General features: G+C 72.2%; 14 protein-coding genes. 10 read left to right on the top strand and 4 right to left on the bottom strand.

The features are described 5' to 3' along the window. Positions 1-18: 18 nt before the first annotated feature. Both KBX50_RS24020 and KBX50_RS24025 read right to left on the bottom strand, forming a co-directional pair. The gene (locus KBX50_RS24020) at positions 19-1,455 is read right to left on the bottom strand and encodes a TldD/PmbA family protein (RefSeq protein WP_210939968.1); all 1,437 of its coding nucleotides are present in this window, start codon (positions 1,453-1,455) and stop codon (positions 19-21) included. Between the two features lie 97 nt (positions 1,456-1,552). Beyond that, positions 1,553-2,101 (bottom strand): Uma2 family endonuclease, encoded by a 549-nt coding sequence (locus KBX50_RS24025; RefSeq protein ID WP_210939982.1) that lies wholly within the window; start codon positions 2,099-2,101, stop codon positions 1,553-1,555. A 268-nt stretch (positions 2,102-2,369) separates the two neighbouring features. Here KBX50_RS24025 and KBX50_RS24030 point away from each other — a divergent pair, with 268 nt between their 5' ends. From KBX50_RS24030 to KBX50_RS24050, 5 genes are all read left to right on the top strand, one after another. Further along, complete coding sequence (locus KBX50_RS24030; protein WP_210939983.1) at positions 2,370-3,347, top strand: ABC transporter ATP-binding protein; 978 nt, start codon at positions 2,370-2,372, stop codon at positions 3,345-3,347. Next, the gene (locus KBX50_RS24035) at positions 3,344-4,369 is read left to right on the top strand and encodes an ABC transporter ATP-binding protein (protein WP_210939969.1); all 1,026 of its coding nucleotides are present in this window, start codon (positions 3,344-3,346) and stop codon (positions 4,367-4,369) included. Before KBX50_RS24030 ends, KBX50_RS24035 begins: the two co-directional genes overlap by 4 nt. Beyond that, positions 4,366-5,373, top strand: coding sequence for an ABC transporter permease (locus KBX50_RS24040; protein WP_210939970.1), 1,008 nt, complete (start codon positions 4,366-4,368; stop codon positions 5,371-5,373). Before KBX50_RS24035 ends, KBX50_RS24040 begins: the two co-directional genes overlap by 4 nt. A 68-nt stretch (positions 5,374-5,441) precedes the next feature. After that, positions 5,442-6,428 carry an ABC transporter permease gene (locus KBX50_RS24045; RefSeq protein WP_210939971.1) on the top strand — a complete coding sequence of 329 codons (987 nt, stop codon included), beginning with the start codon at positions 5,442-5,444 and terminating at the stop codon, positions 6,426-6,428. Between the two features lie 42 nt (positions 6,429-6,470). After that, positions 6,471-8,213: an ABC transporter substrate-binding protein gene (locus tag KBX50_RS24050; protein ID WP_210939972.1), complete on the top strand. Its 1,743-nt coding sequence runs from the start codon at positions 6,471-6,473 to the stop codon at positions 8,211-8,213. 7 nt (positions 8,214-8,220) lie between these two features. Here KBX50_RS24050 and KBX50_RS24055 read toward each other — a convergent pair whose 3' ends face one another. After that, positions 8,221-10,368 (bottom strand): prolyl oligopeptidase family serine peptidase, encoded by a 2,148-nt coding sequence (locus tag KBX50_RS24055; protein WP_210939973.1) that lies wholly within the window; start codon positions 10,366-10,368, stop codon positions 8,221-8,223. A gap of 86 nt (positions 10,369-10,454) precedes the next feature. Here KBX50_RS24055 and mshB point away from each other — a divergent pair, with 86 nt between their 5' ends. The 3 genes from mshB to KBX50_RS24070 all read left to right on the top strand — a co-directional run bounded on the left by mshB (position 10,455) and on the right by KBX50_RS24070 (position 12,439). Next, positions 10,455-11,414, top strand: a complete 960-nt coding sequence (gene mshB / locus KBX50_RS24060; protein WP_307871052.1) for an N-acetyl-1-D-myo-inositol-2-amino-2-deoxy-alpha-D-glucopyranoside deacetylase — start codon at positions 10,455-10,457, stop codon at positions 11,412-11,414. A gap of 14 nt (positions 11,415-11,428) precedes the next feature. Next, the gene (locus tag KBX50_RS24065; protein WP_210939984.1) at positions 11,429-11,863 is read left to right on the top strand and encodes a hypothetical protein; all 435 of its coding nucleotides are present in this window, start codon (positions 11,429-11,431) and stop codon (positions 11,861-11,863) included. A gap of 111 nt (positions 11,864-11,974) precedes the next feature. Further along, a complete protein-coding gene (locus tag KBX50_RS24070) occupies positions 11,975-12,439 on the top strand; it encodes a hypothetical protein (protein ID WP_093405093.1) in 465 nt (154 codons plus the stop codon). Positions 12,440-12,448: 9 nt separating this feature from the next. On the opposite strand, the gene KBX50_RS24075 is transcribed toward KBX50_RS24070, so the two are convergent. After that, entirely contained in the window at positions 12,449-13,459 is a 1,011-nt protein-coding gene (locus KBX50_RS24075) for an N-acetyltransferase (RefSeq protein WP_210939975.1), read from the bottom strand. Between the two features lie 79 nt (positions 13,460-13,538). Between KBX50_RS24075 and fdxA the strand changes: the two genes are divergently transcribed. Both fdxA and dapC read left to right on the top strand, forming a co-directional pair. Then, positions 13,539-13,865 carry a ferredoxin gene (fdxA, locus tag KBX50_RS24080; RefSeq protein WP_091422126.1) on the top strand — a complete coding sequence of 109 codons (327 nt, stop codon included), beginning with the start codon at positions 13,539-13,541 and terminating at the stop codon, positions 13,863-13,865. Next, complete coding sequence (gene dapC, locus KBX50_RS24085) at positions 13,862-14,965, top strand: succinyldiaminopimelate transaminase (protein ID WP_282101594.1); 1,104 nt, start codon at positions 13,862-13,864, stop codon at positions 14,963-14,965. The genes fdxA and dapC overlap by 4 nt, the downstream gene beginning before the upstream one ends. Positions 14,966-15,037: the final 72 nt, after the last annotated feature.

Raw genomic sequence — 15,037 nt, forward strand, 5'->3', positions numbered from 1 at the left:
CGACGTGCTGGTGTTCGGTCACGCGCGTACCCCCACCCGGACGTTGCGGAAGCGGGCCGGTGCCGACGGGTGCCCGGTGTGCCCGATCTGGCCGGGCTGGCCCTTGCCGCAGTTCGGGGTGCCCCACGGCACCGTCTCCGAGGAGAGCATGTCCATCGAACGCCAGAACAGCGGGCCGATACCGGTGTACGTCGGGTTGCGCAGCATCCGTCCGCGCCGGCCGTTGCGGATCTCCCAGCCGATCTCACAGCCGAACTGGAAGTTCAGCCGCTTGTCGTCGATGGACCAGGACCGGTTGACGTCCATCAGCACCCCCTCGTCGGTGGCGGCGACGATCTCCTCCAGGGTGTGCGGGCCCGGTTCCAGGCCCACGTTCGTCATCCGCACCATCGGCAGTCGCGCCCACCCGTCGGCGCGTACGCTGCCGCCGTGATCGAGGCCCGCGACGGCGGCCGAATCTCGGCCCGCCAGCACGCCCACCCAGCGGCCGTCCCGCACCGCGTCGCGCTTGACCGCCGGTGAGCCCTCGTCGTCGTAGCCGAAGCTGCCGAGGGCACCGGGGATGGTCGGGTCGATGGTGATGGTCATCAGCTCGGAGCCGTACCGCAGCGAGCCGAGCTGCGCGAGATCCAACCACGAGGTGCCGGCGAAGGCCGCCTCCCAACCCAGGATGCGGTCCAACTCGATGGCGTGCCCGACCGACTCGTGGATCTGCAGGGCCAACTGCTCGCCGCCGAGGATCAGGTCGGTCTCGCCGCTCGGGCAGAGCGGCGCGGTCAGCAGTGCCCGCGACTCCTCGGCGATCCGTGCCGCGTGCGCGGTCAGCTCCAGCGAGTCGACGAGCTCCCAGCCGGTGGTGCCGTACTGGCCGCGGTAGCTCGGCCAGGACCGGCGTTGGGTCTCACCGGCACCGACGGAGGTGGCCGAGATGCCACCGCCGCACTCGCGGATGCGCTGGTCGATGCGGTGCCCCTCGCTGGAGACGAACCACTTCGCGGTGTCCCAGATCTGGTAGAGCCCCTCGGCGAGGTCGGCGCCGTGCTCGGTCATGGTGCGGGTGGCGGCCACCAGCAGGTCACCCTTGACGGCGAGGGAGACGCCGAGCGGGTCGATCTCGCACGGTGAGGACCAGCTCGCCGTGGCGGGGGTGGCCGCGACCAGGTCGACGGGCGGGCCGGAGACCAGCGCACTGGCCGCCGCGGTCCGCGCGGCCCGGTGGCCGGCGTCGCGGGCGGCCAGGTCGGACAGCTCCGGTACGGCGTGGAAGCCCCAGCTCGAACCCACCAACGCGCGTACGCCCAGGCCGACGCTCTCGTCCTGGGCCAGCGACTCGATGTCGCCGTTACGGGCGGTCATCGACTCGTAGCGTCGGTGCATCACCCGAACGTCGGCGTACCGGGCACCCGCGTCCAGCGCCGCCTGCACCGCCGCCTCGGCCACCTCGAATTCGCTCACGGCGACGCCTCATCGTGCGCGTCCACGAGACGGGTTACCCCGGTGTCCATGATGCGGTCGCTCATGGCCCGACCCTAGGCGACCCGTCCGACAACCGTCAGGGAAGCAGGTCCTCGGGCCGGATGGTCGCTTTGACCGGTTCGGTGAGCACCAGAATCTGGCCCGGCTCGGTCGCACTCTCCACCACGTAGTGCCGACCGCGCCTGCGGTAGAGGTGGAGAGCGCCGCTTGCCTGCTCGATGAGCAGGTACCACTCGATGCCCGCGGCGGCGTAGTAGTGCATCTTCAGCACCTTGTCGGTGGCTGCGTTGCCCGGCGAGATGATCTCGCAGACGAGATGGACGTCGGCGGCCTCCACGTTGAGCGCGTCGAAATCGATCGGGCCGGTGATGACCAGGTCGGGGATGGGGATCCGGCCGGGTCGGAGCCGGACGTTCACCCCCTCCAGAACATGCAGTCCGGCCTCCCTGGCCGGGCCGCGCAGTGTCGCGTGCAGCTCACCGGAGATGTTCTGGTGGCGTGGGGTGGGGGCTGGGGTCACGTGCAGGCTCCCGTCGAAGAGTTCGACGCGCTGGGAGGTCTCGCCGAGGGCGAGGTACTCCTCCTCGGTCCACGGGCCCTCGTGGTCGAACACCGCCACGGTCATGGTCACCTCCGCTCGTCTCGCCGGGATCCTGCCTGCCGGGCTGCCCCCATCGTCGCACCTTCCGTGCGGCCAGCGCGGCAGTCGGTGCTGACCGGCAGTGGTGCGGTGGGGGACGGTTCGTGGGATCCTTTCGGGACGACGGGGGTGGTAGCTGATTTCGGCTGCATGAAGCGGTGGTAGTTCCCTTCGTCGTGGGCGGAGGGAGGCGATCGTGGACCCCTACCTGCGGGTGACCGACCTGCGGGTGGACCTCCCCACCACCGACGGCATGGTGCGCGCGGTCGACGGGGTCTCGTTCACCGTCGAGCGTGGGCGCACCCTGGGCGTGGTCGGCGAGTCCGGCGCGGGCAAGAGCTCCCTCGCGCTGGCCCTCCTCGGCCTGCACGACCCGCGTCGGGTCACCGTGGCCGGTGAGATCACCGTCGCTGGGCACGGGCTGGTCGGTCGACCGGAGTCCGCGCTACGCCGGCTGCGTGGCCGGGACGTGGCGATGATCTTCCAGGATCCACTCTCGGCGCTGCACCCGTACCACCCGGTCGGCCGGCAGATCGCCGAGGCGTACCGGGTGCACCACCGGCGGGCCGGGCGCGCCGAGACGCGTCGGAGGGTGGTCGAGATGCTGGACCGGGTCGGCATCTCGCAGCCGGACCGGCGGTACGACCAGTACCCGCACGAGTTCTCCGGCGGCCTGCGCCAGCGGGCGATGATCGCCATGGCGCTGGTGAACGATCCCGCCCTGCTGATCGCCGACGAGCCGACGGCCGCGCTGGACGTCACCGTGCAGGCGCAGATCCTGGAGCTGCTGACCGAGGTGCAGGCCGAGTACGGCACCGCGATCGTCCTGATCACGCACGACCTCGGCGTGGTCGGCCAGGTCGCCGACGACGTGCTGGTGATGTACGCCGGCCGGGTGATGGAGCGGGGCCACGTCGAGCAGGTGCTGCGGACGCCACAGCATCCGTACACCTGGGGGCTGCTCGGCAGCGTGCCGTCGTTGCTGGGTGACCCCGAGGCGGACCTCAGGCCGATACCGGGGATCCCGCCGAACCTGCTCGACCTGCCGGACGGTTGCGTCTTCCACCCGCGTTGCCGGCACACCGAACCCGTCGCTCACCGGTGCCGCACCGAGCCACCCCGGCTGCGTGCCGTCGGGACGGGCGGGCACCGGCTGGCGTGCCATCTCCCGGCCGGGGAACGCATCCGACGTCACGCCGAGGAGACCGCCCGGGTGGGGGTGGCCCGGTGACGGACGGGAGGGTCGACGAACCCGGCCCGCTGCTGCGCGTTCGTGGCCTGACCAAGCACTTTCCGGCGCGGAGGGGCCAAGGTCAGGGTGGCCCGGTACGGGCCGTGGACGGGCTGGACTTCGAGGTGCAGGCGGGCGAGACGCTCGCTCTGGTGGGTGAGTCCGGCTGCGGCAAGAGCACCACGGCCCGGTTGCTGGTGCGGCTGCTGGAGCCGACCGGCGGCAGCATCGAGTTCGCCGGCCGCGACCTCACCCGCGCCGGGCGGCGGCAGCTGCGCCCGCTACGCGCACAACTCCAGATCATCTTCCAGGACCCGTACGCCTCGCTGAACCCCCGGCACCCGGTCGGCCAGATCATCGCCATGCCGTTGCGGGTCAACCGGATCAACCCGCCGGGCGGAACGAAGGCCCGGGTACGGGAACTGATGGAACTGGTCGGCCTGAACCCCGAGCACGACAACCGCTATCCGCACGAGTTCTCCGGCGGCCAGTGCCAGCGGGTCGGCATCGCCAGAGCGTTGGCGACCGAACCCCGCCTGGTGGTGGCCGACGAACCGGTCTCGGCGCTGGACGTCTCGGTCCAGGCCCAGGTGGTCAACCTGCTCCGGCGGCTGCACCGCGACCTGGGGCTGGCCCTCGTCCTGATCTCCCACGACCTCGCCGTGGTGCGGCATCTCTGCCAGCGGGTCGCGGTCATGTACCTCGGTCGGATCGTCGAGATCGGCGACCGGGACGACATCTACGAGCGGCCGCAGCATCCGTACAGCCGGACCCTGCTGTCGGCGGTGCCGCACGTCGGCCAGCTCGGCCCGGCCGGCCGGCTCCGGCTCACCGGGGACGTGGCCAGCCCGATCGACGCGCCCTCGGGCTGCCGCTTCCGTACCCGCTGCCCGAAGGCACGCGACCGGTGCGCCGTCGAGGAGCCGGCCCTGATTCGGCGCGACGGCGGCGGCCAGGCCACCGCCTGCCACTTCCCCGACTCGGGTCCACTGCGTCCGGAGCGGGTGCGAGCCACGGCATGAGTCTTTCACCGGTGGACGGTGCGGTGCGGGCCCCGATCGAGCCGGGCGGCGCGCCCGTCGGGTCTCGTGGCCGCCGAGCCGTCGGGTTGTCGCCCGGGCAACTGGTCTGGCGGCGGTTGCGTGGTGATCGCACCGCGTTGGTCAGCGGGGCGACGCTGATGCTGTTCGTGCTGGTGGCGCTGGCCGCGCCGCTGATCGAGCTGGCGTACGGGATCGGTCCGCAGGACCAGTTCCAGGGCAAGCTGGACGGGTTCGGCCTGCCACTGGGCCACGCCGGTGGCGTGTCCGGGGAGCACTTCTTCGGGCTGGAGCCGGGGCTGGGCCGGGACGTGTTCATCCGGCTGGTGTACGGCCTGCGGACGTCGCTTCTGGTCGCCGTCACGGCGGCGGTGCTCACCGCGGTGATCGGTGTGGTGCTCGGCACGCTGGCCGGCTACCTCGGCGGCTGGCTCGACGCGGTGGTCACCTGGATCACGGATCTGACCCTGGCGCTGCCGTTCCTGATGGTCGCCCTGGCGTTGACGCCCACGCTGACGCTGCGCTGGCACGGCCAGCGGGACGCGGTGCCACCGGCCTTCGGGGTCGGCGTACTCATCGTGATCTTTGCGGTGTTCGGGTGGACCGGCACCGCCCGGTTGGTCCGGGGCCAGGTGGTCGCGCTGCGGGAGCGGGAGTTCGTGGCGGCGGCCCGGGCCAGCGGGGCAGGCCCGGGGCACATGCTGTGCCGGCAGTTGCTGCCGAACCTCTGGGCGCCGATCCTGGTGTCCTTCTCGCTCGCGGTGCCGCAGTTCATCACCGGTGAGGCGGCGCTCTCGTTCATCGGTGTCGGGCTCACCGAGGAGACACCGAGCTTCGGCCGGATGATCCACCAGAGCCTGGGCTACCTCCAGACCGACCCGGCGTTCGTCTTCTTTCCCGGCGTCCTGATCTTCGCGCTGGTGTTCGCCGTCAACCTGGTCGGGGACGCGCTGCGCGACGCGCTGGACCCGAAGTCGCCCCGATGAGGTGACCGGATGGACGCGAGAAGCACAGCCTGGCGGAGCCCTGCGGACCCGGATCGGGGCCGTCCCTGATGGCGCGCTTCCTGGTCAAGCGGACCCTGTCGGCCGTGCTCACCCTCTTCGCGGTGAGCGTACTGACCTTCCTGATGTTCTTCGCCCTGCCCCGCGACCCGGTCAGCGGCATGTGCCCGAAGAACTGCAACCCCGAGCGGCAGGAACGGGTACGCCAGGAGTTGGGGCTGAGCGATCCGCTTGTCGACCAGTACGCCGGCTACATGTTGGGCATCGTCACCGGCCGGGATCTGGGCGGCGCCCAGGGCGGACGCTGTGACGCGCCCTGCCTGGGCTGGTCATACGTGAACAACGAGGCGGTCACCGAGACCCTCGCCCGGGTGGTGCCGGTGACGCTGAGCATCGTCGTCCCGGCGGCCGTCCTGTGGCTGCTGCTCGGAGTGGGCCTGGGTCTGGTGTCGGCGCTGCGCCGTGGCACCTGGATCGACCGGGCCGCGATCGGCTTCACGCTCGCCGGCGCCTCGCTACAGCTGTACTTCGTCGGCGCGGTGCTGCTGCTGGTCTTCGTGTACACGCTGGGTTGGCTGCCGGTGCCGAGCTACACGTCGCTGTTCGACGATCCGGTTCGCTGGGCCGGGGGTCTGGTACTCGCCTGGCTGTCGCTGGCGCTGCTCTTCTCCGCCGGCTACGCCCGACTGTTCCGGGCCCAACTGCTGGAGACGTTGAATGAGGACTTCGTGCGTACCGCCCGGGCGAAGGGCCTGTCCGGCCCGGCGGTGTACGGCCGGCACGCGCTGCGCGCAGCGATCGCTCCGGTGGTGACCGTCGCCGGCCTCGACGTCGGCGCGGCGCTCGGCGGCACGGTGATCACCGAGACGACCTTCGGTATCCAGGGACTCGGCCGTACCGCCGTCGATGCCGTACGCGCCGGCGACCTGCCGACCATCATGGCCACCGTGCTGGTCGCGGCGGTCTTCGTGGTGCTGGCGAACCTGCTGGTGGACCTGCTCTACGCGGTCATCGACCCACGGGTCCGGTTGGGCTGAGCCGGGTCGGGACGGACTCATCGACGACTGAGGAGGCAACAGATGCGACCACGGGTGACGGTTGCGGCGAGTGGCGCGTTTGCGCTGGTGGCGGCCTTGAGCGCCTGCCCGGCGAACACCGGCGGGAGCCCGTCGGTGGACTCCGGCCGGCAACCCACCGGGGTCATCGCCACCGACCCGAAGGACTCGACCGGCCCGGCGCCGGAGCTGGCGGGCGCGCGGCGTGGTGGCACCTTCACCGTCCTGCGCGAAACGCCGATCTCCCACCTGGATCCGCAACGGACGTACTCGTTCGCCGGCCTGATGGCCGTACCGCTGGTCGCGCGCAGCCTCACCACCTGGAAGGACGATGGTGCGGGCAACCTGACGCTGGTCGGTGATCTCGCCGAGACACCCGGCCGCGACGTCGACGACGACTGCCGGGTCTGGGAGTTCACCGTCAAGGACGGGGTCCGCTTCGAGGACGGCCGACCGGTCACGGCCAGGGAGATCGCGTACGGGATCGCCCGGTCCTTCGACCCGGACCTGGCCGGCGGCCCCACCTACCTGCAGGAGTGGCTGGCCGACACCCCGCAGTACGACACCGCCTGGGACTTCACCGCCAACCGCGGCTCGTTGCCGCCGGGCCTGACCACGCCGGACGCCCGGACGTTACGCTTCGAGTTCGCCAGGCCCCGCTGCGACCTGCCGTTCGCGGCGTCACTGCCGTCGACCGCACCCCTGCCACCCGACCGGGACACCGGGGTCGACCTCGGCAACGCGCCCTTCTCGTCCGGGCCGTACAAGGTCACCCGCTACCGGCCGGGCATCGAGATCGTGATGGAGCGCAACGAACACTGGGACGCCGGCACGGATCCGGTACGCCACCAGTACCCGGACCGCTTCGTGTGGAGTTTCGGCGCGACCCCGGACGCCGCTGCCAACCGGATCATCGCCGACAACGGCACCGACCGGAGCGCCCTGTCCTGGGACTACGTGCCCGCCTCGCTGGTCGCCCGGGTCGCGGGTGACGCGGCGCTGCGGTCCCGGACGCTGCTGTCCCCGACGCCGAGCGCCAACCACCTGGTCATCAACAACGAGCGGGTCACCGATCTGCGGGTGCGTCAGGCGCTGAACCACGCCATCGACCGGGAGGGTCTGGTGAAGGTGCTCGGCGGGCCGCACGTCGCGGTGCCGATGACCACCCTGATGCCACCGGCCACCATCGGGCACCGGGCGTACGACGCGTATCCGGCAGGGCCGAACGGCGACCCGGACAAGGCCCGGGAGCTGCTCGGCGGGCAGCGCCCCGAACTGGTCCTCGGTGCCGCCGACAGCTCCGTCGAGCAGCAGGTGGCGACGCAGCTCAAGGGCAACCTGGAGCGCGCCGGATTCGCCATCACGATCCGGAACATCCCGGACGACGCGAAGTTCGACGAGATCAAGAAGAGAGGCAACCCGTGGGACCTCTACCTCAGCTCATGGGCCGGCGACTGGCCCAGCGGCGCGTCGATCCTGCCGGTCCTCTACGACGGTCGCGCCATCCGGGCCACCGGCAACAGCAACGAGTCGTACTTCAACGATGCCACGATCAACGCCGAGTTCGACCGGATCCTCGCGCTGCCACCGAGCGAACAGGGCCCGCACTGGGCGCGACTCGATGAGCGGATCATGAGGGAGCACGCCCCGGTGGTCCCGCTCTACGTCGACGTGGCCTACCTGGTGCACGGCTCCAAGGCCGGCGGGGCCTTCGTCTCCAGCGTCTTCGGCTACCCGTCGCTGGTCAACGCCCACGTCGAACCGTAGCCCCGACTCACGTCCCGAGGTGGGTGCGGAGGAAGTCGAGTTCCAGGCGGAGGAGGCGTTCGGCGAGGCCACCGGCGGCCATGTGGGTGCCGCTGGTCAACGGCAGCACCGAGTGCGGCCGGCCGGTGGCCAGCAACGCCGCCGACAACCGCAGCGTGTGCGCCGCCACCACGTTGTCGTCGACCATGCCGTGCACCAGCAGCAGCGGTCGGGCGTGCGCCGGGTCGGTGACCGGCTCGGCGGCCAGTTCCACGAGCGAGTGGTGCGCGTAGACGTCCTCGCCATCGGCGGGCAGACCCAGGTACCGCTCGGTGTACGCGGTGTCGTACAGGGCCCAGTCGGTGACCGGCGCACCGGCGATGCCGCACCGGAACAGCTCCGGATGCCGCAGCACCGCCAGGCCGGCCAGCCAGCCACCGAACGACCAGCCGCGCACCGCGACCCGGTCCAGGTCCAGGTCCGGGTGCTTGTCGGCGAGCGCGGTGAGCGCCTCCACCTGGTCGAGCAGGATCACGTCGGCCACCCGGCGGTGGATGGCCTTCTCATAGGAGGGGGCGATGCCCGGCGTACCCCGGTTGTCGGTGACCACCACCGCGAAGCCGGCGTCGGCCCACCACTGCCGCTCCAGCCAGGCCGAGCGCGCGGCCACCACCTCCTGGTGCCCCGGACCGCCGTAGACGTCCAGCAGTACCGGCAGCCGACGGCCGGTGACGTGGTTGTCCGGGTAGAGCACCGCCGAGGGGAGCCGACGGTCGGTCACCCGTTCCAGCAGCGGCAGCGGGGAGTAGCTGGGCGTGGCGGCCAGCGACCGCAGGGTGCCCACCTCCCGATCGCCCTGGTGCACCGTCCACCGGACGCCCGGGTGATCCAGCGAGGCGCTGCCGATGACCAGCACGCCGCCACCGACCGCACCGACGTGCCAGCCGGCGTCGCCGGTCAGCCGGCGGGCGTCCACGCCGCCGCCGATGCTGGTCCGGATCCGGAACAGGTGCTGTTCGCTCGGCTCGCCGTCGCTCGCCTCGACCAGCAGGTCCGCCGGACCGCTGCCGGCGGCGAGCCGGCCGACCACCCGGCGCACGTACAGCGAGGGTGGGGTGAGCAACGTGCCGTCGGCGAACAGGCAGCGCGCGTCGTACCCGTCGTGGGCCAGCTCGCCACCGACCAGCACCCGCCCGTCGGGCAGGTGCACGGGGGTGCCCGGGATCGGCTCGACCCAGCGGGGGTCGGCCAGTTCGGCGTGCACCTGGGTCTCCCCGGTACGAGGATCGACCGCGAGCACCAGCCCGTGCTGCTGGGCGCGACGCAGCACGGTGATCAGCGGGGCGCCCTCACCCCAGTGCACCGCGGTCAGGTACGGGTACGTCTCCCGGTCCCAGTGCACGTCGACCCAGCCGCCGTCGAGGTCGAGCAGGTGCAGGCTGACCTCGGCGTTCGGGCCACCCGCCACCGGGTACGCGACGCTGGTCGGCGGGCTGCCCGGCTGTGCCGGATCGTGCAGGTGCCAGCGGGGCAGCCGGGACTCGTCGACCCGGGCCGCGAGCACCGACCGGCCGTCGGGTGCCCACCAGTACCCGCGGTGCCGGTCGAACTCCTCCGCCGCGATGTGCTCGGCCAGCCCCCAGAGCACGCCGGAGTCCTCGCCGGCCAGCATGGTGTCGGTGCCGTCGGTGTCGATCACCCGTAGCTCGCCCCGACGTACCCCTTCGGCGGCGTCGGTCACGTAGGCCAGCCGCTGCCCGCTCGGGTCCGGCCGTGGGTCGAGCACCGGCCCGACGGCGGGCACCTCGATCACGTCGCCATGCACCAGGTCCGCCCGGAAGAGCCGCCCGGCCAGCGCGAACACCGCGACCCGTCCGGCGGCGTCGAGGGCGTACGACCCGATGCCGGAGGCGGTCAACCGCAGGCGCTCCCGCCGGGCGCGTTCCCCCGGGCTCAGTCTGTCGGGGTCGGCGTCGGTGCCGAGCAGGGTGCCCGGATCGGCGACCAGCCGTTCCGTGCCGGTCGCCACGTCCAGCAGCCACAGCGCGTCGGCCGGGTCCTCCGGTCCGGCCGAGCGTAGGAAGACCACCCGGGCACCGTCGTCGGCCACGGAGACGGCACGCGGCGCCCCGTGGCTGAACCTGCGGGTGCGGGCGGCCAGCTCGGGAAAGTCCACAGGCCAGATGGTAGGCCGGTACCGGGCCCGATGTGAGCGACCTGCGCGGACGCGTCTGGGCCGGCCGGCGAGAACCGCCGGTTAGAGTGACCGTCGTGACGACGCTGACTGACCGCCGCCTGCTGCTGGTCCACGCGCATCCCGACGACGAGTCCATCGGCACCGGCTCGACGATGGCCCACTACGCGGCCACGGGTGCCCACGTCACCCTGGTGACCTGCACCCTGGGCGAGGAGGGTGAGATCCACGTACCGGAGCTGGCCGGGCTCGCCGCGGTCGAGGCCGACCAGCTCGGCGGGTACCGGATCGCCGAGCTGGCCACCGCCTGCGCCGAACTGGGCGTCACCGACCACCGGTTCCTCGGCGGGGCCGGCCGCTACCGGGACTCCGGGATGATGGGCCTGTCGACCAACGAGCATCCCCGGGCTTTCTGGGGCGCCGACCTGGACGAGGCCGCAGGGTATCTGCTGGAGATCATCCGGGAGGTACGCCCGCAGGTGGTCATCACGTACGACGACAACGGCTTCTACGGCCACCCCGACCACATCCAGGCACACCGGGTGACGATGCGGGCCGTCGAGCTGGCCGCCACCGAAGGGCTCGCACCGGCGAAGGTCTACTGGACGGCGATGCCGCAAAGCGTGCTGGAGGCTGGCCTGACGCACTTCGCGGAGGCGTCGGACAACCCCTTCGCCGGCATCGCCGACGCCACCGAGCTGCCGTTCTGCACGCCGGACGAGGAGATCGCGGCCCGCATCGACGCCACCGAGCAGCATGCCGCGAAGGAGGCGGCGATGCGCGCCCACGCCACCCAGATCCCCGCCACCTCCTGGCTGTACTCGATCGCCGGCAATTTCGGCGCCGAGTTCATGGGGGTGGAGTACTTCACCCTGGCGCTGGGGGAGAAGGGGCCGGGCAGCGGTCCGTACGGCTGGGAGTCGGACCTGTTCGCCGGGGTGGCCGCCGCAGCGCCGGACGCGGCCGGTGGCCCGGACGTCGTCGGCGGTTCCGGCCGTAGACCGGTCACCCCGGCCGGTCACCGGTGACCCTGCCCGCCGCGATGTCGGTCGCCCCGCAGGAGCAGCAGCCGCCCCGGCCGAGCCGGAGGTGGCGACGTCCGGTGGACATCGGCCTGCGGGCGGCCGGCGGCATGTTCGCCGTCCTGGCGGCGACGCTGAGCGCGGTGCTGGAGTTGCTGCTCGCCCCGCTGCGGATCGGCGGATACCTGATCGGCGTCACGGTGCTCGTGGCCGTGGCCGCGAACATCGCGTTGAGCTGGTTGGCCGTCGAGACCGTCGGCCGTCGCTGGGCGGTGGCGCTGCCGGCGCTGCCCTGGGTGGCCATCATGGTGATCGCCGCCGACCGGACCAGCGAGGGCGACGTACTGCTCGTCGGCAACTGGGTCGGCCTCACCCTGGTGGTGGGCGGTGCGATGACCTTCACGGTGATGGCGTTCCGGTCGATCCTCGCGCCGGCCCCGGCCTCCGGACGGTAATCTCGCGCCGGCCCCGCCTCCGGACGGTACTGACGTCGCTCAGCGACGGGTGGTAGATATTCCTGCCAGGAGACCCGCCATCCGGGCGGGCCGTACGGCGGGAGGCATGTGATGGGACAGCGGTGGCGTGCGGTCGGTGTGCTCGCGATCGCACTGTTCGCGGTCAACGTGGTCGCCCGACTGGTCATCCGGTTCGGCTTCGACGGCAACGACAGTGTCGCCGACCGGGTGTCGCTCGGGATGTTCGTGGTGATCGGCCTGATGCTGGCCGGTGTCGCCTTCGTCTGGGGTGAGCGGCGTCCGTTGGCCCGCTGGGCCGGCGAGGTGGCCGCCGCGATCGGAATCGCGGTCGGGTTGACCGTGCTGATCGGGCCGCTGCTGGTCGGTGACAACCCGTTCGCCGGTGGCGGCGGGACATTCTTCGCACAGATCGGCCTCTACCTGGTGGCGACGACCGTCGGGACGATGCTGGGCTACCTGTTGCTGGTCACGCTCGGTCGCGACTACCGTTCGCGCAGCCTGCAACGGTACGCCGAGACCACGGCGGCCAAGCCCCGCCGCGTGGTCCGCCGCTGACCGACGGGGTCACTGCGGCGCGACGCGGGTGAGATAGGTGTGGTGGGTGGTGAAGCCCAGCTTGCGGTAGAGCGCGACCGCACCGGTGTTGCTCTGCTCGACCTGGAGGAACGCGTCGGTCGCACCGGCGTCGGCGGCCCAGTCGGCGAGTGCTCGGATCAGGCGGACGGCCAGTCCCTGCCGGCGTGCGACGGGCAGCACCTCGATCAGGCACAACCCGAGCCAGCGCCCCTGGCCGGTGACCGTGCCCCGGCCGATTCCGACGAGCGCGCCGTCGACGTACGCGTGGGCGAAGCGGATCTGGTCCACGGCGGTGAGCACGTGTCGGGCGGCGTCCGGCAGCCCGCCCTTGCGACCGGCGGCCACGGCCAGCCAGTCCGCTGACGGTGCCGCGGCCAACTCGACCACCGGGCCGGCCGAGCCGTCCTGGCCGGTCGGGTCGCCGGGGATGCCGGCGGCGGCCGCGACCGCGTCGGACGGTGCCGACGCGCTGAGGGTGGCGAGTGGGACCGTCTGCACCAGCACCGGTGGGCGACTACCCCAGCCTCTCCGGTCGAGTTCGCTGCCGACCGGCGCGGCCAGCGGCAGCGGCGTGTTGACCATGGCCGGCCGCCCGTGGCCGGCGTACCAGCGTTCGACCGCGTCGACGGCGGCCGGCAGCGGACGGTCCGGATCGCCCACCGGCAGCGCCGAGTTGGCCCGGCCGGTCCAGCCGTCGGCGTCCCGCAGCAGCCAGTCACCGAGCCGGGCCCGGACGGGGGCCGGCCACGCCTCGTCGGCGGCGAGTTCCAGCTCGACCATGGCGGCGGCGGTCGGCCGCCGGGCCGCCGGGACCCGCTTGGCCCGGTGCACCTCGGCAATCGGCACGCGCAGCCGCCCCTGTCGGGTGGTGAGCGTGAGATGCGTCTCGGTCAGCTCGACCAGCTCACCGAGGGCGTCGGAGTAGACCGGCCGACCACCGCGTACGCCGACGCGACGCCGCACCACGATTCGGTGTCCCAAGTCTTGCTCTCGGAGCACGATCGACCTCCTCCCCGGCGAGATACTAGGCTCTTACCGTCGCGGGTGATCGCGGCATGTCTTGCGGAGGAGAAGACCGGTGACCTACATCATCGCCGAGCCGTGCGTGGATGTGCTCGACAAGGCGTGCATCGAGGAGTGCCCGGTCGACTGCATTTACGAGGGCAACCGGATGCTCTACATCCACCCCGACGAGTGCGTCGACTGTGGTGCCTGTGAGCCTGTCTGCCCGGTGGAGGCGATCTTCTACGAGGACGACGTCCCGGAGCAGTGGAAGGACTACACCGGCGCCAACTACGAGTTCTTCGAGGAGCTCGGCTCGCCCGGCGGCGCCTCGAAGATCGGCAAGGTGGAGAAGGACGCCACCTTCGTCGCCGCGCAGCCGCCCCGCGGCGAGGGCCACTGAACCGGCCCGCCCCGGTCTCGTCGCGACTGCCCGAGTTCACCTGGGACACCCTGGACGCCGCGGCCACGCTGGCCGCGGCGCATCCGGACGGCCTGATCAACCTCTCCATGGGTACGCCTGTCGATCCGGTGCCGCAGGTGATCCGGCAGGCCCTGGCGGATGCCGCGGACGCGCCCGGATACCCGCTGACCGCCGGCACCCCGGTGCTGCGGGACGCGATCGCGGGCTGGGTGTCGCGGGCCTGTGGCGCTGGCCCGGACGGGCTCGGGGTGCTGCCGACGATCGGCTCGAAGGAACTGGTGGCCTGGCTGCCCACCCTGCTCGGGGTGGGGCCCGGCGACGTCGTGGTGGTTCCGTCGATCGCCTACCCGACCTACGAGGACGGCGCACGGCTGGCCGGCGCCACCACGGTGCGCGCCGACTCGCTGACCGCTGTCGGTCCGACGTCCCGGGTACGTCTCGTCTGGGTGAACTCGCCGGGCAACCCGACGGGCCGGGTGTTGCCTGCCGCGCACCTGCGCAAGGTGGTGGACTGGGCACGTGAGCGCGGTGCGGTGGTGGCCAGCGACGAGTGCTACCTGCCGTTGGGCTGGGACGCCGAGCCGGTGTCGGTGCTGTCGCCCGAGGTGTGCGGCGGCTCGTACGACTCCGTGCTGGCGGTGCACTCGCTGTCCAAGCGGTCCAACCTGGCCGGCTACCGGGCCGGTTTCGTGGCCGGCGACCCGGCCCTGGTGGCCGAACTGCTCAAGATCCGCAAGCACGCGGGCATGATCGTGCCGGCGCCGGTGCAGGCGGCCATGGTGGCGGCCCTGCGCGACGAGCGGCACGCCGAGGAGCAGCGGGAGCGGTACGCTGCGCGGCGCGAGACGCTGCGGGCGGCGTTCGTGGGCGCCGGTTTCACGGTGGAGCACTCCGAGGCGGGGCTCTACCTCTGGCTGACCCGCGGCGAGGACTGCTGGGCCACCGTCGACCGGCTGGCCCGGCGGGGAATCCTGGTCGCCGCCGGGGTCTTCTACGGTCCCGGTGGGCGGCAGTACGTCCGGGCGGCGCTTACCGAGTCCGACGAGCGGATCGCGGCGGTCGCCGCCCGCCTGGCCTGACCACGACCGGATGCGGTGGCGTCCCGGCCCGGGGTCCCGACCGCCGTCGAGGCCGCTTCCGACGTGCTCGGG

It is taken from the genome of Micromonospora sp. C51 (assembly GCF_018070435.1).
In the GTDB taxonomy this organism is placed as follows: Bacteria; Actinomycetota; Actinomycetes; order Mycobacteriales; family Micromonosporaceae; genus Micromonospora; species Micromonospora sediminimaris.

Bases quoted from the DNA above. Each gene is read 5' to 3' on its own strand.
- KBX50_RS24030 (WP_210939983.1), top strand. From the start codon at position 2,370: ATGGTGCGCGCGGTCGACGGGGTCTCGTTCACCGTCGAGCGTGGGCGC.
- KBX50_RS24025 (WP_210939982.1), bottom strand. From the start codon at position 2,101: ATGACCGTGGCGGTGTTCGACCACGAGGGCCCGTGGACCGAGGAGGAG.
- KBX50_RS24065 (WP_210939984.1), top strand. From the start codon at position 11,429: ATGTCGGTCGCCCCGCAGGAGCAGCAGCCGCCCCGGCCGAGCCGGAGG.
- KBX50_RS24050 (WP_210939972.1), top strand. From the start codon at position 6,471: ATGCGACCACGGGTGACGGTTGCGGCGAGTGGCGCGTTTGCGCTGGTG.
- KBX50_RS24045 (WP_210939971.1), top strand. From the start codon at position 5,442: ATGGCGCGCTTCCTGGTCAAGCGGACCCTGTCGGCCGTGCTCACCCTC.
- KBX50_RS24070 (WP_093405093.1), top strand. From the start codon at position 11,975: ATGGGACAGCGGTGGCGTGCGGTCGGTGTGCTCGCGATCGCACTGTTC.
- KBX50_RS24040 (WP_210939970.1), top strand. From the start codon at position 4,366: ATGAGTCTTTCACCGGTGGACGGTGCGGTGCGGGCCCCGATCGAGCCG.